Annotated in this window: 10 protein-coding genes and 1 pseudogene; 4 read left to right on the top strand and 7 right to left on the bottom strand. The window is 74.7% G+C overall.

Annotation, left to right across the window (positions count from 1 at the left end):
* Nucleotides 1–5: 5 nt before the first annotated feature.
* The 3 genes from CLV68_RS15655 to CLV68_RS15665 are packed head-to-tail and all read right to left on the bottom strand — an operon-like array spanning nt 6 to nt 3,294.
* On the bottom strand, nt 6–632 hold the full coding sequence (locus CLV68_RS15655; protein WP_121391403.1) for a sulfotransferase family protein: 627 nt from the start codon (nt 630–632) through the stop codon (nt 6–8).
* Entirely contained in the window at nt 629–1,915 is a 1,287-nt protein-coding gene (cysC, locus tag CLV68_RS35880; protein WP_170224389.1) for an adenylyl-sulfate kinase, read from the bottom strand. Before cysC ends, CLV68_RS15655 begins: the two co-directional genes overlap by 4 nt.
* Nucleotides 1,912–3,294, bottom strand: coding sequence for an arylsulfotransferase family protein (locus tag CLV68_RS15665; RefSeq protein WP_170224390.1), 1,383 nt, complete (start codon nt 3,292–3,294; stop codon nt 1,912–1,914). Before CLV68_RS15665 ends, cysC begins: the two co-directional genes overlap by 4 nt.
* Before the next feature lie 335 nt (nt 3,295–3,629).
* Between CLV68_RS15665 and CLV68_RS35155 the strand changes: the two are divergent.
* From CLV68_RS35155 to CLV68_RS15685, 4 genes and pseudogenes are all read left to right on the top strand, one after another.
* A pseudogene (locus CLV68_RS35155) lies at nt 3,630–8,270 on the top strand (SDR family NAD(P)-dependent oxidoreductase); the annotation flags it as partial.
* 107 nt (nt 8,271–8,377) lie between these two features.
* Nucleotides 8,378–9,298, top strand: a complete 921-nt coding sequence (locus tag CLV68_RS15675; RefSeq protein WP_246009991.1) for an ATP-binding cassette domain-containing protein — start codon at nt 8,378–8,380, stop codon at nt 9,296–9,298.
* 40 nt (nt 9,299–9,338) lie between these two features.
* The gene (locus CLV68_RS15680; RefSeq protein WP_121391408.1) at nt 9,339–10,154 is read left to right on the top strand and encodes an ABC transporter permease; all 816 of its coding nucleotides are present in this window, start codon (nt 9,339–9,341) and stop codon (nt 10,152–10,154) included.
* Between the two features lie 12 nt (nt 10,155–10,166).
* A complete protein-coding gene (locus tag CLV68_RS15685) occupies nt 10,167–11,984 on the top strand; it encodes an AfsR/SARP family transcriptional regulator (RefSeq protein WP_121391410.1) in 1,818 nt (605 codons plus the stop codon).
* Between the two features lie 208 nt (nt 11,985–12,192).
* Here the strand turns inward: CLV68_RS15685 and CLV68_RS15690 are convergent, their stop codons facing one another.
* The 4 genes from CLV68_RS15690 to CLV68_RS15705 form a co-directional block, all read right to left on the bottom strand.
* Nucleotides 12,193–13,332 (bottom strand): glycosyltransferase, encoded by a 1,140-nt coding sequence (locus tag CLV68_RS15690; RefSeq protein WP_121391412.1) that lies wholly within the window; start codon nt 13,330–13,332, stop codon nt 12,193–12,195.
* A gap of 152 nt (nt 13,333–13,484) precedes the next feature.
* Nucleotides 13,485–14,285, bottom strand: coding sequence for an alpha/beta fold hydrolase (locus CLV68_RS15695; protein WP_121391413.1), 801 nt, complete (start codon nt 14,283–14,285; stop codon nt 13,485–13,487).
* A 1-nt stretch (nt 14,286) separates the two neighbouring features.
* Entirely contained in the window at nt 14,287–14,586 is a 300-nt protein-coding gene (locus tag CLV68_RS15700; protein WP_121391415.1) for an acyl carrier protein, read from the bottom strand.
* On the bottom strand, nt 14,579–18,586 hold the full coding sequence (locus CLV68_RS15705; RefSeq protein WP_121392312.1) for a beta-ketoacyl synthase N-terminal-like domain-containing protein: 4,008 nt from the start codon (nt 18,584–18,586) through the stop codon (nt 14,579–14,581). Before CLV68_RS15705 ends, CLV68_RS15700 begins: the two co-directional genes overlap by 8 nt.
* Nucleotides 18,587–18,590 lie beyond the last annotated feature (4 nt).

Consider the following 18,590-nt stretch of genomic DNA (forward strand, 5'->3'; position numbering starts at 1 on the left):
CACGGTCAGGCCGACAGCATCCGCTCGACAACCGACTGGAACGAGGCGGTGTCGTTGAGGTGCGGGAACGGGTCGTCCGGCACGGGCACGTCGAGGAACTCGCACAGCGGTTCCCAGCCCTGGCCGACCTGGTAGACCAGCAGCCGGTCGGCCGGGACGGCGGCGCGCACGACCGCGTTGTGCGCCTCGAACGCGGCGAGCACGTGGTCGCGGTCATCGATGCGGCCGTCGAAGGTGTGCTGGGCGATGGCGGCGACCAGGCGCCCGTACCACTCGAAGCCGGGTCGGGTGGACGCCGCGGCCATCCGCCACACCGGCAGCAGGGTGCGCGCCATGCTGGCGTACCAGCTCTGCGGGTCGCGCACGGTCAGCACGACCTTGGCCGCCGGGTACCGCTCGACCAGCTCCGGCCAGAACGAGCAGGCAGGCCAGTCCATCGTGGAGTCGAAGCCCGCGAACAACCGGTCCCAGTCGACCGGGTCGCCCGCGAACGCGGCCAGCCAGCGCTCGCCGTGCTCGGGCTGGGCGGTGACCTCGAACATGTGGTAGCAGGGGCCGAAGCCCAGCTGCTGCACCGCGGCCTTGACCGAGGCGGTCCCGGTGCGACCGAGTCCGGCGCCGATGAGCCTCATACCCGTCCTTCCCTGGTTCTGGTGTGGGTGACCGAGACCGCGCGGACGGCGGCGAGCACCCGGTCGGCGTCGTCGGGCCTGCACACCAGCAGGTCCGGTAGCCAGGCGTCGGGGCGGCCGTAGACCAGCGGGGTGCCGTCGAGCCTGCTGGCGTGCAGGCCCGCGGCGAGCGCGACCGCGACCGGGGCGGCGGAGTCCCACTCGTGCTGCCCGCCGCCGTGCACGTACAGGTCGGTCGCGCCGAGCAGCACCGAGACGATCTTGACCCCGGCCGAGCCCATCGGCACCAGGTCGGCGTCGAGTTCCCCGGCGAGTGCCCCGGCCAGCGCGGGCGGCCGGGTTCGGCTGACCGCGATCCGGAACCGGCCGGGTTCGCGCGGGCGCGCTACCGCGTCGCGGGTGGTCAGCAGCAGGTCGCGTCCGGGTACCGCCACCGCGCCCGCGGCGAGCCTGCCCTCGCGCCACAGCGCCACGTGCACGGCCCAGTCGACGCGGTCGGGCTCGCCGAACTCGCGGGTGCCGTCGAGCGGGTCGACGATCCACAGCCGCGCGCCGGTCCCGTCGCCGGGGGCCTCCTCGGAGCGCAGCGCGTCACCGGGGCGGTGTTCGGCGATGCGGTCGGCCAGGAAGCGGTGCGCCCGCACGTCCCCGGCCGCGCGCAGCGCGTCGGGCGCGGCGAACCCGTGTTCGGCGCGCAGGTCGAGCAGTCGCCTGCCCGCGGCGGCGGCGAGGTCACCGGCGAGGATGTGGTCGCTGTCGGTGTCGGCGGGCGCGCGCAGCAGCGCGAGGAGCCTGGCCACGGCGGCGTCGGGGGTGCACCGGTCGGTGTCGATGACGAGGTCGGGGTGCAGCGGCGCCTCGTAGGGGTCACTGATGCCGGTGAACCCGCTGATCTCGCCCGCGAGCGCCCGCCGGTAGAGCCCCTTGGGGTCGCGGTCGATCAGGTCCTCCAGCGGGGCGCGGACGTGGACCTCCAGGAACGGCGCGAGCCGGGCGCGCATGGCGTCGCGCGCCTCCCGGTACGGGGAGATCAGGGCGACGACGACGGTGACGCCGTGGCGGGCGAGCAGTCCGGCGAGGTAGCCGACGCGGCGCACCTGGGTGTCGCGGTCGCGTTTGGCGAAGCCGAGTTCGGTCGAGAGCGCGGCGCGGACCTCGTCGCCGTCGAGCACCTCGGTGGGGACGCCCTGGCGGTCGAGTTCGGCGGCGAGCAGCCGGGCGATGGTCGACTTCCCGACCCCGGACAGGCCGGTGAGCCAGATGACGGTTCCGGGGGCGCTCACCCGGCACGCACCTGGGTGACGGGCGAGGTGCCCAGCACGGCGCCGGTCGACGACACCGCCCGCACGGCCGCGTACCCCGCGTCGCCGGGAGCGGTCAGCACGGTCTCGAACCCGCCGCGGGCCGTGTCGGCGGCCACCGCGAGGTGGGTGCGGTCGGGGCCGGTGAGCAGTTGCCAGCGGCTGACCTCGGTGGCACCGTTCCAACTCGCGTAGGCGGTGACGCCGCCGCTCGTGCGGCGGGCGAGGAGGGCGGGCGGTTCGGTGGGGGTGGCGTGCCAGTCGACCCGGTTGGCGACGTAGGTGTCGACGGTGGGGCTGGTGAAGTGCGCGTCGTAGATCATCGTGCCGTCGGCGTCGAACTCGCTGAAGCGGCCGCGGTCGCCCCAGCTGACGAAGGCGTGCCCGTCGGGCAGGGTCTGGTTGCTGCCCTGGGCGCCGGTGCCGAGGCCGTCGGGGGTGCTCAGCGAGCGGGTCATGGTCGCGGTGCGGGTGGCGGCGTCGGGGTGCAGCACGATCGCGCGGGACGCGGGGCGGGTGGGTGGGGTCGGCGGGAAGGTGGCGCCCTGTTCGTTGTCGAACATGCTGATGTCGCCGTTGGGGAGCACGCGGACGTTGTGCTGCCAGGCGAACACCGCCGCCGGGGGCAGGGTGTAGTCGGAGCGCTTGCCGCCCAGCCGCGACAGGACCCGGCCGGTGCCGCGTTCGAGGGTGTAGACGGTGTGGGTGTTGCGGCCGCTGACCACGATGTTGCCCGCCTGGTCGAGGTCGACGGCGTTCACGTGCAGGTAGTCCCAGGCGACGATGTCGTTGGAGCGCAGGTAGGACTCCGACACCGGGATGTGCTCGAGGCTCGACCAGGTCATCAGCACCCGGCCGGTGCCGATGTCGATCTCCCGCAGCACGTTCTCCACCACCGGGCGCAGCGTGACCTGGCCGGGGACCGCGGTGGTGGTGCGGTAGGAGACGACGATGATGGTGTTCTGCGGGGTGATCCGGATGGCGTGCAGGTCGACGCCGCGGTCGAGGCCGACCTGGGCGATGGTGCGGTAGCCCTGGTCGGCGATGGTCACGGTGCCCTGGCCCCACCCCAGCGGCACGAACGCGCCCTCCCACCAGACCAGCACCGGGCGGTCCCGGTAGGTCTGGACCTGGGCGTTCATCACCAGCCGCAGCTTGTCGCCGCGCGGGGCGAACCACACCGGGCTGCCGGTGTCGTCGACCAGCAGCGGGCCGATCTGCTCGTCGGTGGTGTCCTTGGGGGTCAGCAGGATCCGGCCGGGCGAGGTGGGCGCCGCGGCGAGGTCGACGGTGATCGCGGGCGGCACCAGGTCCGGGCGCGACAGGTAGCGCACCGGGGCTGCCGGGGCGGCGGTCGCCACCGGTACCGGGATACCGGATAAAACGAAAGCAATAGCCAGGAAAACAATGCGGGAAGGACGCTTCGACTGTACACGCGTCACGTCACTGACAAATTCAGGCAACATGGTCATTCCGACATCCATACGGCCGGGGGTGGCTGCCGAAGGCGCCACCGGTGGGGACGGAATCCCAGTCAGGGTCGCACATGCCGCGACCGGGGCCAAGGTTGGGACATTCCCGGAGTTCATTACCAACCGACGTTATAGCGATTTCTTATAACGTCATCCGGGGTGCGGTGTGGCCATTTGTGCGACGTGCGGCTTATGGTCGGGCGGTGGACTACGGAACGCGGTTCGACCCGGTCGCGGTGATCGGCATCGGGTGCCGCTACCCCGGCGGCATCAGCTCGGCGACGGACCTGTGGACCGCGGTGGTCGCCGGCGCCGACGGCATCGGCCCCTTCCCCGCCGATCGCGGGTGGGACCTCGCGGGGTTGCACGACCCGCGACCGCGCCGCCCCGGGAAGACCTACACGCGCGAGGCCGGTTTCCTCCACGACCTGCCGCTGTTCGACGCGGACCTGTTCGGCATCAACCCCCGCGAGGCACTGGCGATGGAGCCGCAGCAGCGGCTGTTGCTGGAGGTGACCCGGTCGGCGCTGGCGCACGCCGGTATCGACGCGATGTCGTTGTCCGGCAGCGAGACCGGGGTGTTCGCGGGAGTCGCCTACCAGGACTACGGGATGCCGCTGCACCTGAGCCCGCCCGCGGTGAGCGGCAGGCGCATCACCGGCGGCGCCGCCAGCGTGCTGTCCGGGCGCGTCGCGCACGTGCTCGACCTCGCCGGTCCGGCCATCACCGTCGACACCGCCTGTTCGTCGTCACTGGTGGCCCTGCACCTGGCCTGCCAGTCACTGCGGACCGGGGAGTCGGAGTTGGCGCTGGCGTGCGGGGTGAGCGCCATGTGCACGCCCGGCGCGATCGTCGACTTCGCCCAGTTGCGCGGCCTGGCCCCGGACGGCCGCTGCAAGGCGTTCGACAGCCGCGCGGACGGCACGGTGTGGGCGGAGGGCGCCGGGGTGCTGGTGCTGCGGCGGTTGACCGACGCCCGCGCGCGCGGCGAACGGGTGCTCGCGGTCGTGCGCGGCAGCGCGGTGAACTCCGACGGCGCCACCGAGGGCCTGCGCACGCCCAGTGGTCCCGCGCAGGAACGGGTGATCGGCCGTGCCCTCGCCGCCGCCGGGCTCACCCCGGACGAGGTCGACCTGGTGGAGGCGCACGGCACCGGGACCCCGGTCGGCGACCGGATCGAGGGCCGGGCCGTGGTGTCGGCCTACGGGCGGGACCGGACCGCGCCGTTGTGGCTGGGGTCGGTCAAGTCGAACATCGGCCACTCCGGCGCCGCGGCGGGCGCGGCCGGGGTGATCAAGGTGGTCGCCGCGATGGCGCACGGCGTCCTGCCGCGCACGCTGCACGTCAGTGCGGTGTGCGACGGGGTCGACTGGTCGGCGGGCCGCGTGGAGGTGTTGCGGGAGAACGTGCCGTGGCCGGATCGCGGCCGCCCGCGCCGGGCCGGGGTGTCGGCGTTCGGCATCAGCGGCACCAACGCGCACGTGCTGCTGGAGCAGGGCGACGCGTCCTGGCCCGCGGAGCCCTCGATCCCGCCGGGCCGCCGGACCCGGTACTGGCTGCCCGACCACGCGCCGCTGAGCACCGGGACTCATCCCTTGGTGACCGGCGACGGCGCGGAGTTCACCGCCGCCCTCGACGCCCACCCGTGGCTGGCGGAGCACCGGGTCGCGGGGATCGCGATCCTGCCCGCGGCGGCGCTGGTGGAGTGCGCGCTGCGCGTTGGCAGGCACACCGGTCACCCGGTCGTCGCGGAACTGGTGCTGCACAGGCCCATCGCGGTGGGCGACCAGGTCCGGCTCACCGCTGGGCGGCCGGTCGGCGGCGCGCGCGAACTGCGGGTCGAGTCCCAGGACGACAGTTCACAGTGGAGTCTCCGGGCCACCGGCGTGCTCCGTGCCGACGAGGAGGAGCCGGGTGAGTCGCCGTGGGCCACCGCGTGGCCACCGCGCGGCAGGTCGATCGACCTCGGCGAGCTCTACCGGGCGCTGGAGGACCGCGGTTACCACCACGGACCGGCTTTCCGCGCTCTTCGGCGCGCGTGGCGCGGAGCCGATGGGTGCCTCTACGCCGAGACCTCCGCGGACGAGACCCCCGTCCACAGGACGGACACGGACTTCTGCGTGCACCCGGCCCTGCTCGACGCGGCGCTGCACGTACTGGGCGACAGCGATCTGCACGGGGGCCTGCCGCACACCTTCGCCGACGTCCGGTGTCCACTCCCCGGCGCGCGGGCACTCCGGGTCCGGATCACGCCGCGCTCGGACGCCGCGGTCGCCGTCGAGGCGGCTGACAGCGGGGGGCGAACCGTGCTGGTCATCGGGTCACTCGGCCTTCGCCCGGTGGACAACGGGGTCGCGGGCCTGTTCCGTCCCGGATGGACACCCGCGGTGCCGCTGACGGCACCGGGCCGGGTCGCGGCACTGGGCGGCTCCGCCTGGGTCGGTGGCCCGACGCACCAGGACCTGGCCGCCTTGGCGCGCGCCGTCGACGCGGGCGACCCGGTGCCGGACCTCGTGCTCGTCGGCTGCCACGGGTCCACCGCGACCACGGCCGTGCTCCGGGCACTGGAGTCGATCCGCTCGTGGCTCGCGGACCCGCGATGGCGGTCCAGCACCCTCGTCGTGGTCACCGGGCGGGACGACCTGGCCGGTGCCGCGGTGGCCGGGTTGGTCCGCTCCGCGCGGGCCGAGCACCCCGGCCGCTTCGCCCTCGTGCAGCGCGACGGCCCGCTCGACGTCCCGGTGGTGGCGGCCGCCGCTGTCGGTGAGTCGAGGTCGAGTGGGGACACGGTCCTGGTACCGACGACGCGACCGCACACGGCGGGCGGGTTCACCCTGCCGGACGGACCGTGGCGACTGGCGCCCGGCGTGCTCGGGTCGGTCGACGACGTCGCGCCCAGGCCGGTCGAGCGTCCCGCGCCGGGCCCCGGCCAGGTGGAGGTCCTGGTCCGCGCGGCCGGGATCAACTTCCGCGACGTGTTGCTCGCCCTGGGCGAGTACCCGGGACCGGGGTTGCTGGGCGCCGAGGCGGCCGGGGTGGTCAGCCGGATCGGGCAGGGCGTGTCCGGGTACGCGCCGGGCGACCGGGTCTTCGGCCTGGTCCCCGGCGCGTTCGGCGGGCACGCGGTGACCGACCGGCGACTCCTGGCGCCGATGCCCCGCGGCTGGTCGTTCGCCACCGCCGCGTCGGTCCCGGTCGCGTACCTGACCGCCCGGCACGGCCTGTTCGACCTCGGTGGGTTGCGCGCCGGGGAGACCGTCGTCGTGCACGCGGCGGCGGGCGGTGTGGGTTCGGCCGCGGTGCGGTTGGCGCTGCGCGCGGGCGCCCGCGTGCTGGCCACGGCGGCACCGGACAAGCACGGGTTCGTGCGGTCCCTCGGCGTCGACGCGGTCGCCTCGTCGCGCGACACCGGGTTCGCCGACCGCTTCCGCGGCGCCGACCTGGTGTTCAACTCGCTGACCGGTCCCCTGCTCGACGCCTCGCTCGACCTGCTCGCACCCGGCGGCAGGCTCATCGACCTCGGCAAACTGGACGTGCGCGACCCCGAGAGGGTGGCGGCCGAGCGCGGCGTCACCTACCGGGCGTTCGACCTGCTCGACTCGGCCGGGCCCGACCGGATCGCCGAGATGCTCGCCGACGCCGCGCTGCTCGACCCGCTGCCGCCGCGGGTGTGGGACATCCGCGAGATCGCCGAACCGCTGCGCCGCATGCGGGCGGGCGCGCACACGGGCAGGCTCGTCGTGTCGCTGCCCGGGTCCAGACCGGGCACGTGGCTGATCACCGGCGGGCTGGGGGCGTTGGGCCGGGTCCTGGCGCGGCACCTCGTCCGCGCACACGGGGTGCGGCACCTGGTGTTGCTCGGCAGGCACGCCCGCGAGGACGACCCGCTGGTCGGCGAACTCCGCGCGGACGGCGCCGAATCGGTGCTGGTGCGCGCGTGCGACGTCGCCGACCGGGCCGCGCTGGCCACCGTGCTCGACGACATCGACACCGCGCACCCGCTCGTCGGTGTGGTGCACGCGGCCGGGGTGCGCGCCGACGGCGTGGTCGACTCCCTCACCGACGAGCAGGTCGAGCGGGTGCTGCGGCCCAAGGTGACCGGGGCGTGGAACCTGCACGAACTGACCGGCGACCTGGACCGGTTCGTGCTGTTCTCCTCCGCGGCCGGGGTGCTGGGCGCGGCGGGTCAGGGCAACTACGCCGCGGCGAACGCGTACCTCGACGCCCTGGCCCGACACCGCGCGGCGTTGGGTCTGCCCGCGACGGCCCTCGCGTGGGGCGTGTGGGAGCGGCGCGGCGCGATGACCGCCGACCTCGGCGCCGCCGACCTGGCCAGGATCGCCCGCTCCGGCGTACTGCCGCTGTCCACTGTGGACGCGCTGGCGTTGTTCGACCTGGCGCTCGGCGATCCGGCGCCGGTGCTGGTCCCGTTGCGGCGCGGCACCGACCCCGGTCCCGTCGTCGAGCCCCCATCGGCGCCGCACGGGGTGCTCGCCCTGGTGTGCCGGGAGGTCGCCACGGTGCTCGGGCACCGCGACGCGGGCGCGGTCGACCCGACCCGCCCGTTCCGGGAACTCGGTTTCGACTCGCTGGCCGCGGTGGAACTGCGCAACCGACTCGGCGCGGCCACCGGTCGGGCGCTGCCGCCCACCCTCGTGTTCGACCACCCCAGCCCGGCCGCCCTCGCCTGCCACCTCGACGTCCCGGCCGGTGTCGAGGTGGCGGGTACCGGGTCGGCCGGTACGCGAGTGACCATGCCGGGGGTGGACCCGGTCGGGCCAGACGCGGTGAGGGCGGGCTCGGTGGGCGTGGGCTCGGTCGTGGAGGCCGACATCACCAGCGGATGGGACTACCCCGTCCCGTGACCCCGGCCCACCGCGAAGGAGGACCCGTGCCGACACCACGCCCGACCGCGCCGGACCGCTCGCCGTCCGGCCCAGGCGCGCCGCCGGGGTCGGCGCGCGTCGAGGTCGTGGACCTCGGGAAGAGCTACGGGCCGGTGACCGCGCTGGCCGGGGTGAACCTGCGGGTGGCCGCGGGGACGGTGGTGGCGGTGCTCGGGCACAACGGGGCGGGGAAGACGACGCTGGTCGACATCCTCGCCACCCGCACCAGGCCGACCACCGGGACCGCGGCGGTGTGCGGGTTCGACGTGCGCGCCGACGGGCACGAGGTGCGCAGGCGGATCGCGCTCACCGGCCAGTCCGCGTCCGTCGACGAGACGCTGTCCGCGCGCGGCAACCTCATGCTGGTCGCCCGGCTGCTCGGCGCCCCGGCGCGCGCGGCTCGGGCCAGGGCCGAGGAACTGCTCGCCGCCTTCGGCCTCACCGACGCCGCGGACCGCCCCGCGATGACCTACTCCGGCGGCATGCGGCGCAGGCTCGACCTGGCCGCCTGCCTGGTCGGGGCACCCCAGGTGCTCTTCCTCGACGAACCGACCACCGGCCTGGACCCGGTCAGCCGCACCGGCCTGTGGGACACCATCCGGTACCTGGCGAGCACCGGGACCACCGTCGTGCTGACCACCCAGTACCTGGCGGAGGCCGACCACCTCGCCGACCGGGTGGTCGTCCTGGCGGGCGGCACCGTCGTGGCCGACGGCACCCCGCGCGACCTCAAGGCCCAGGTCGGCGCCCGCACCGCCACCATCACCTTCCCGGACACCTGGTCCGCCCACTGGGCCGTCGGGCAGTTCCACCGGATCGGCCTGCCCCCCACGCTGACCGCCGACGCGCGCACCGTGACCGCGCCGCTGCCGAACGCGGCGCTGGTGGTCGACCTGGTGCGCGCCATCGACCGCCACGGACTGTCCATAGTGGACCTCACAGTCACCGAACCCACCCTCGACGAGGTCTACCTCGCCCTGCACGACACCGGCTGGACCCCCCGATGACCCTCCCCCCGAACCACCCACCGATGGCGGGAGTGGCGCGATGAGTCACCGCGCCTCGGATGAGGAGCGGGCCCGGTGGTCGGGGAGCCCGCTGCGCACCCAGGTCTGGGTGTTGACCACCCGGTCGTTGCGGGCCGCGTTCGGCGACTACCGGCTCGTCTGCCTCGGACTGCTGCAGCCGGTGGTGCTGCTGGTGCTGTTCAGCCAGGTGTTCGCGGGCGTCGGCGCGCTGCCCGGGATGGTCGGCTACGACGGGTACGTCAACTACCTGATGCCCGCCACGCTGGTGAACATTGCCATGATCACGGCGATGGGGGCGGGTGCCGGGTTGCTCGCCGAGACCTACACCGGGGTGGTGGGGCGGTTGCGGACCCTGCCGATCAGCCCGGTGTCGGTGCTGGTGGCGCGGACCCTCGCCGACACCGCGCGGTTGGCGGTGCAACTGGTCGCGATCGTGGTGGCCGCGGTGCTGGTGCTGGGGTTCGACCCGGACGGCGGCGTGGTCGGGTTGACCGCGGCCGTCGCGCTGACCCTGGTGGTGGGCTGGGGGTTGAGCTGGGTGTTCGTCGCCATCGCCACGTGGGGCCGCGACATCGAGCTCATGCAGGCGGTGTCGTTCATCGCCGTGTACCCGCTGATGTTCACCAGCAGCGCCTACATGCCGCTGGAGCACATGCCGCTGTGGGTGCGGGCGGTGGCCGCCGCCAACCCGCTCACCTACGCCATCGACGCCACCCGCGCGCTCGCGCTGGGCAGGTCACCCGGGTGGGCGCTGCCGTGCGCGGTCCTGCTCGCCGGGGTCGCCGCGCTCGTCGGGAGTGCCGTCGCCGCCCGCAACTTCCGCCGGTCGGCCTGAACGGGGAACACCATGACCATCCGGATCGAGATCGTCGGCGCGCTGCGCGCCCACCTGCACGGCACCCCGGTCACCCCGTCGCAGCCCAAGCTGCGCGCCCTGCTCGCGCTGCTGGCGGCCACCCCGGACGCGGTGGTGCGGCACGAGACGATCGCCGAGGAGCTGTGGTCGGAGCCGCCGTCGACCAAGCGCGCCCGGATCGTGCAGACCTACGTCTCGCAGCTGCGCAAGCTGCTCGGCGCCGCGGGGGTGTGCGCGCACACCCCCAAGGTCGGCTACCGGCTCGACCTCGGCGCGGCCGACTACCTCGACACCGCGCACCTGCTGCGCCTTCGCGACACCGCCGAGGCGCACCTGCGCGCCGGAGACCCGGCCACCGCAGCCGAGGTGCTGGGCGCCGCGGTGGACCTGTGCCGCGGCGAGGTCCTCTCGGACGTGTCGCTCGGCACGGTGCTGCGCTTGGCGAAGGCCCGCCTGGACCTGGTGCGGGTGGGGGTGCTGGAGCGGTACCTGCGGGTGCAGCTCGACCTCGGTCGCCCGGACGCGGTGCTCGCGCAGGTCGACCGCGTCGTGCGCGAGGACCCCCGGCACGAGCAGCTCTACGCGTCGCTGCTGCTGGGTTTCGCGGTCGCGGGGCAGCGCGCGCGGGCCACGGACCTGTTCCACGACGTGCGCGCCAGGCTGGCCACGGAGTCCGGGCTGGAACCCGGGCTGGCCCTGCGGTCGGCGTTCGAACGGGCGCTGAGCGACGACCCCACCGCCGGGCGGGCACCGGTGGCGGCCGTGCGGCGGTTGCGGGGGCACCAGCGGCCGGAGCAGGTCCTGCCGGTCGGCACCGTCGTCGGGTACGGCCCGCAGGCGGAGTTCGCGCGGGTCGAGCTCACGCGGCGGCCCCGCGCGACACCCGCCGTGCTCGCCGTCGTCGGGGCACCCGGCGCGGGCACCACCACGTTCTGCGCCCGGCTGGCCGACGAGACCCGGGCCGCGTACCCCGACGGGCGGGTGCTGGCCGACCTGGCGCAGGTGGACACCGCCGAGGCGTTGGCCGGTTTCCTGCGTGCGGTGCGCCCGGGTGCGGCGGTGCCGGACGGGCTGGCCGAACGGGCGCGGTTGTGGCACCGGCACACCGGTGCCGCGCGGCTGCTGGTGGTGCTGGACAACGTGACCAGCGCGACGGACCTGGCGGCGTTGTCCCCCGTCTCGACGGGGAGCGCGACGCTGCTCGGTTGCGCGGAGCGGCTCACGACCCCGGTCGCGGCGGTGTCGCTGCCGGGGCTGGCGACGGAGGACCTGGTGGCGCTGCTCGCCGCGCGCGTCGGCCAGACCCGGGTGGATCGCGAACCCCGGGCGGCGGACGCGCTGATGGCGCGCTGCGCGGGACTGCCCCTGGTCGCGGCGATCCTGTCGGAACTGGTCCGGCTGCGCCCCCACTGGTCCCTCGGCCGCCTGGCCGCCCGGTTGGGCACGGACCTGCCCATGGCGGCGGGCGGACTCGACCTCGCGCAGAGCGTCTCCCGCGCCGCGGCCGGACTGGATCCGGTGCAGTGGGCCGCCTTGGTGGGCCTGGCCCACCGCGACGACCGCCCGGACATCCTCACGGCCGAGTGGACGACCCGGACCCTCTCCCTGCCCCGCGCCGAGTCCTTCCTCTGGCGCCTCACCACCCTGCGCCTGGCCGAACCCGCCCCCCGAATCCGCCAAGGCACCCCACCGCGCTACCGCGTCGCCCCGCTGTACCTGCGCGCGGTCCGCGCACTCGTCGCCAGACCCCGCCCCACCCTCGGCTGGCACGCCACCGAACCCCACCCCCGCAGAGCCGTGTCCACCTAGGTGGATCACCCGGCGGCTCGCTCGGCGGTCCGGGTCGCGCCCTCGTGGACGCTCGCCAGTCGTGCGCCACCCGCGTGCTCGGGGCCGCGTCCTCGGCGAAGTTGGGGTGGGCGAGCGCTGGGGTGGCGGTGAGGTCCTCGGCGCGGGCGGGCGAGCGGCACCGGTGGCGGGCGCCGCCCGCTGGTCGAGCACGTGGGCGTGGTGCGGGCTAGCGGGGTGGGTCGATCAGGTCTTCCAGGCGGGAGACGACGGCGTGGGCGCCACCCGCCCGGTGGAAGGAGGTTCGCACTCGGGTCGCGCCCTCGGTGAAGGTCGGGTCGGTGAGGACGGTGCGCAGGGCGGCGGTGATGTCCTCGGCGCGGGCGTGGTCGAAGCGCAGGCGGATGCCCGCGCCCGCGGCGACCACCTGGTCGGCCAGGGCGGGTTGGTCGTCGCGGATCGGGGCGACCACGAGGGGGACGCCGTGGGCCAGGGTCTCGCACACCGTGTTGTGCCCGCCGTGGCAGATCACCGCGGCGGTCAGCGGGAGCAGGTCGAGCACGGGCGCGGAGGCCACCACCACGACATCTCCCGAGGCCGCCAGGCATCCCCCGGGATCGACGACCACCCCCTGCACCGCGGGGAGGTCCCCGAGGGCCAGCGCGCACTCGGCGAGGAACCGCCCGCCCTCCTCGGAGTTGGTGGTGCCCAACGTGACCAGCACGACCGGTGTGTCCGGCCGCAACCGCGCCCACGGGAACTCCACCGGGCGCCGCGCCGCCAACGACGGTCCCACGTACCGCGGGTCCGCCACCGCGACCACCGGCTCACCCGCCAACTCCACGGTGCTGAACACCACCACCGAGTAGGGCGAGAACCGCAGGTCGTCATCTCCCTCGACGCCGTGGCGCACCCGCAACCCGCGCTGCTGCTCCCGCACCCACGCCGCCACCCGCGGCATCCCCGCCAACGGATCGGCCAACTCCGCCGACGTGCTCGCCGACGTCACCCACGGCAGCCCCACTTCCTGCGCCACCAACGCCCCCGCGAACGCCTGCTGGTCGACGACCACCACATCCGGGTCGAAGTCCGCCACCGCCGCCCGAACCCCCGGCACCATCGCGTCCGCCAACGGCACCAGGAAACCCGCCCACAGGAACCGCAACGCCGCGAACGCCCGCAACCCACCCGGCCTGCGCCACACGGTGGACCCGGCTGGGTACACCCTGCCCCCCACCAGGTCCCGCACCACCGGGCACGGCCCGACCCAGGCCACCTCGTGCCCCCGCTCCCCCGCCACGGCGGCGACCCCCACCAACGGGTGCACATGCCCCGCCAACGGCGGCACCACGAACAACACCCTGCTCATCGCACCCGACCACCCGTCCTCATCGCCACAGCCCACCCACCCCGCTCACCCCGTCCCACCCACCCACCCCGCTCATCCCGTCCCACCCACCCGTCCTCGACACCCCCCACCGTTCGCCCCCGGCGTTCGACCTCGAACACGCCCCGCCACCGTCACCCACCCCCATGCCGCCGAACCCACTCGACCAGCAGCCCCCGCACCGCCCGGTGCCGCTCCACCAGCACCGAGTGCCCCTGGTCCTCGAACACGAACGCCTCCCCACCCGGCAACGACGCCGTGACCGCGTCCAGGTCGTCGGCCTGGTAGCCGTGGCGGCCGAGGATGGACAGGACCGGGCAGGTGATGGCGGCCACCTCGGGGGCGGTCATCATCGGGCCGGTGGCGACCTCGTCCGCCATGGTGGTGGCGGTGAAGCGGGCGGCGGCGAGGCGGGCGAGGCGGCGGTGGTGGGCACCGAAGGTGGCCTCGATCCACTCGTAGTTCTCCTCGACACCCAGCATCCGGGTGGTGGCGGCGAGGATGCCCGCCATCTTCGCCGCCCAGATCTCGGTCGGGGGTTCGGACTCGATGGCCACGACGCTGCGGACGCGGTAGGGGTGGGCGGCGGCGTACGCGTAGGCGATGGTGCCGCCGAAGCTGTTGCCGACAAGGTGCACCGGGTGGGTGACGGTCAGCGCGCACAGCAGTTCGTCCAGGTCCGCGACGAAGTCGGCCAGTGCGTAGCCGCTCACCGGGCGCTCGGACCGGCCGTGGCCGCGCAGGTCGTAGCTGATCACATCGATGCCGGCGGCGGCGACCGGCGGTGCCAGGGTCAGGTAGAAGCTGGCGAGGCTGTCGGTGCCCATGCCGTGGATGAACACGACCGTCTCGTTGGCCCGCCACGGGTCCGGGCCGACCGCGCCGGGCAGCAGCTGGTAGTTGGTGCGCAGGCCGTTGACCTTCAGTTCCGGCACGTCACCGCTCCCCGAGGGCGGCGGCGACGTAGTCGGCGATCCGGCCGACGGTCAGGCCGATCACGTCGTCGAGCTCGAACTCGGCGAGGTGCTCGGCGAGGTTGACCCGCGGGCCGTACCGGTCGGCAAGCAGCCCGCCGAGGGTCACCAGGTCGACGCTCTCCAGGCCGAGGTCCTCGTGGAAGGCGGTGTCGCGGCGCACCTCGACACCGAGCAGGTCCAGGTCGTCGCCGACCAGGGCGCCGATGAGGTCGACGACCTCGTCGAAGACGCTTTCCGGTGCGGTGGTCGTGTCAGGCATCTCCAGTGGTCCTCTCCACTCGGGCGGACACCGCTGCCGCGCCGCGCGCGAGCTCGACCCGCAGCGGCGGCAACGACGGGGTGTGGTGGCCGCGAACCAGAAGTCGGTCGCCGTCCCCGGTCACCCGGATCTGGGCGGGGAAGAGCCGGTCGGGCAGCCGGTCGCGCACCGCGTCCTTGGCCGCGATCCGCCCGAGCAGCCAGGTCCGCCGTTCCCGTGGCGGTACCTCCGCGTACTCGGCGCGTTCCGGCGCGTTCAGGTACACACCGGCGAAGACGTCGCGGGAGGCGACCGTCGTCCACCGGTCCTCGGCCGACCACCAGCCGTCGGCGAGCGGCCGCGACAACGCGTTGTCCCTGGGGAAGGCGTACACGGCGTGGTCGGCGTGGTCGCAGTCGAGCCGGATGTCGTGCCAGCCGGTGATCCGCGCCCACACCCGGTCGCCGTGGCGGACCTCGGCGTCCATCTCGACGGCGGTGTCGTCGGGGACGCGCGGTCGCACCACGCAGTCCACCTCGGCGCCCACCGGCGGGGGCGGGCCGTGGAAGGTGATCGCCGCGACGCGCACCGGGAACGCGAGCACCCGGCGGTCGGCGCGGGTCTGCAACCAGCACCCCAGCAGTTGGCCGACGTTGTCCAGGACGGCTCCCGGTGCCGGGAGGACGGTGACACGACCGCTGGCGAGCCCACCGCCGTGCGAGGCGACCCCCGTCAAACCCTGGAAGCGCGGACCGTGGAACATCTGCCTACCGCCGTAGATCGTCGACGGGGTCAGCACCTGCCCCACAACGGGCCCCGGCTCCAGCGGTGACCCGGTGGCGCGCGGGTAGCTCGCGGCCACCTCGACCGACATCGTGGCGAACTCGCCGATGCGCACCGAGATCGACCCCCCGGCGACCGCCCGCTCCAACCGGATCTCCACGTCCCGCGCGGGGGCGGCGACCAGCCACCGGGTGAACCTGATGTCGCGCACCGCGATCACGACCTCCGCGGGCCACTCCCGCTCGGCCGCCTGCCGCGCCCACTCGACCAACGTCGTCGCGGGCACCACCGGCCGGTAGTCGCTCTCGTCCGGCCAGTCGGGGCGCTGCCGGAAGAACCGGTGGCCGCGCAGGTACGGCATGTCCCGGACCGACACCCGCGTCCGGCCCACTCGCGCGTCAGGACCAGTCTCGGCCCGTGCGCCGGTGTCGGTGACCGCGTCAACGGCGGGCGGCGCGGTCGTGGCGGCGACCACCGCGCGCACGGTGTCCTCGGTCTCGGCGACCAGAGCCGCCAGTTCGGCGGCGACTCCCCCGGGCGCTGCCGGAACGGCACGCCGGTCGAGCAGACCCCGCGCGGACTCCGCCACCGTCAGCACCGGCGCGCTCACCCGAACCGGGACGCGGACCGGGGCCCGAGCGGGCGCGACGTCCACAACGGACTCGTCCGGTTGCGCGCCGTGGACCCACAACGCCGTGGTCAGCCTGCGCAGCTGGGCGATGCCGGGGCGGGTTGCCGACGCGGCGTTGACCACCAGGTGCGGCCGATCGCCCAGGGTGTCGGCGACGAAGGACCCGAGCTGACCCGCTCCCATGTGGACGAACACCCGGTAGCCCTCGGCGTACATCCGCTCGACGAGTTCCCGGAAGCGGACCGGGCGCACCAGGAAGTCCTCGGCCAGCGCGAGCAGCGCGGCGGGGTCGTCCGGGTAGCGGTCGACCGTGGTGGCCGACCACACCGGCAGCGCGCCGGGGCGGGTCCCCGCCTCGGCGATGGCGGTCAGGTACGGCGCCAGGTAGGGCCGCATCATCGGGGTGTGGAACCCGGTCGCGAACGGCAGCGGACGGGCGATGACCCCGGCGGCGCGGAACCTGGTGGCGAGTCGGCCGATCGCGGCCCGGGGCCCGCACAGCACGGTCTGGCGGGGTGCGTTGTCGTGCGAGACGACGACGTTCGGCTCGTCGGCGATCCCGGCGGTGGCGTCGTCGACCGAGCACCCCAGCGCGAGGTAGTCCACCTCGGGCATGGGGAAGCCGTCCAGGCCGATCACCGGCCGCGCACCGGCTCGGGTGTCGGCGGCGACGGCCGCGGTCCACTCGCCGATGCTGTGCCCGGCGACGCCGTCCGGTCGCACCCCCAGCGCGGTCAGCGCGCGGTGCAGCAGCATCCCGACGTCAGCCACCGCGGCGACGTGCCGGGCGACGGTCCCGGTGTCGGTCGACGGGGCCGTCTCGCCGAGCAGCGCCGCGATGTCGTCGACCTTCGGCGCGAACCCGGCCTCCAGCCCCGGGTACACGAACGCGGTCTTGGCGCCCGGCTCCCGCAGCAGCGGTGTCCCGGTGAACCAGACGTCGCCGGTTCCCCAACTCCACCCCGGTCGGCCCGCGCGGGTCAGCAACCGCCTGGCCAACGAGAGCCGCCGCTCGGTCGGCCCGACGAGCCCCAGCCGGAAGCGGCCCCCGGTCGGCGCGACCCGTTCGCCGCGCTCGACCGCGTCGAGGAGCCGGGTGAGCCCGGTCGGATCGTCGGCGGCGAGCCGCAGCACCGGCTCCGAGGTGTCCACCCGCACGGCCCCGGCCACCCGGGCCGGGGCCGCTCGACGGGGTGGGACGTGCTGCTCGAGCACGACGTGGGCGTTGATGCCGCCGAAGCCGAAGGCGTTGACCGCCGCGCGGCGGGGCTCGACGCCCTCCCAGGGTTTCGCGGTGTCGATGGTGTGGAAGCGGGTGCGCTCCAGCAGGGGGTTGGGGTCGGCGCAGTGCAGGGTGGGGAGCAGGACGCCGTGGTGGATCGCGAGAACCGCCTTCACCAGGCCCGCGATGCCCGCCGCGGGCATGGTGTGGCCGATCATCGACTTGACCGAGCCGATCACGGCGGAAGCGCCAGGGGGTGCGCCGAACACCTCGGCGAGCGCGGTCAGTTCGGCCACGTCGCCGACGGGGGTGCCGGTGCTGTGCGCCTCGACCATGCCGACCGCGTCCGGCGCCGCGGGGTCCAGGCCCGCGGCGGACCAGGCCCGCAGCAGCGCGGTCCGCTGGCCCGCGGTGTCGGGGTTGAACAGGCTCTGGGTGCGGCCGTCGCTGGCCGAGCCGACGCCGCGGATGACGGCGTAGACGCGGTTGCCGTCGCGTTGGGCGTCGGCGAGCCTGCGCAGGACGACGACACCGGCGCCCTCGCCGATCAGCAGTCCGTCGGCGGTGGCCGACAGCGGCCGGATCCGCTGGGACGGCGACAGCGCCCGCAGTTGGCTGAACACGGCCCAGAAGGTGTCGTCGTGGCCGTGGTAGACCCCGCCCGCGAGGACCGCGTCGCAGCGGTTCGCGGCCAACTCCCCCACCGCCTGGTCCACGGCCAGCAGCGAGGACGCGCACGCGGCGTCGACGGTGTAGGCGGGGCCGCGCAGGTCGAGCCGGTTGGCGATGCGGGACGCGGCCAGGTTGGGCACCAGGTTGATCATGGACTCCGGCCGCACCGGTCCGAGCGGCTCCAGCAGCGCCGCGCGCACCACCTCGAGTTCCGCCGCACCAAGGCCGGGGCTGAGTTCGGCGAGCACCCGCAGTACCGTGCGGACGGTGCGGACGCGGTGCTCGAGACCGACCATGCGCGGCCCGATGTAGCCGCCACGGCCCAGGATGACCCCGACGCGGTTGCGGTCGCCCAGTGCTCGCGCGCCGCCCGCGTCGGCCACCGCCGCGGCCGCGACCCGCAGCGACAGCAACTGGTCGGGTTCCACGGTGTCGACCGCGTTGGGCACGATGCCCAGCCCGGCGGCGTCGATGGTGAACGGGGCGAGGAACCCGCCGCGGTGGCAGTAGGTCCGGTCCGGCGGCGGTGTCGCGGTGGGGTCGGGCACGCCCGCGTGGAAGTGGGGGTCGCGGCGATCGGCCGGGACGTCGGTGATGGCGTCGTACCCGGTGCGCAGGTTGTGCCAGTAGGTGTCGAGGTCGGGGGCGCCGGGCAGCATCACCGCCATCCCGACGACCGCGACCGGCTCGCGTTCTGCCTCGGTGACAGGCATCCCG

The sequence above is a fragment of the Actinokineospora cianjurensis genome, assembly GCF_003663795.1.
GTDB classification, from domain to species: Bacteria; Actinomycetota; Actinomycetes; order Mycobacteriales; family Pseudonocardiaceae; genus Actinokineospora; species Actinokineospora terrae.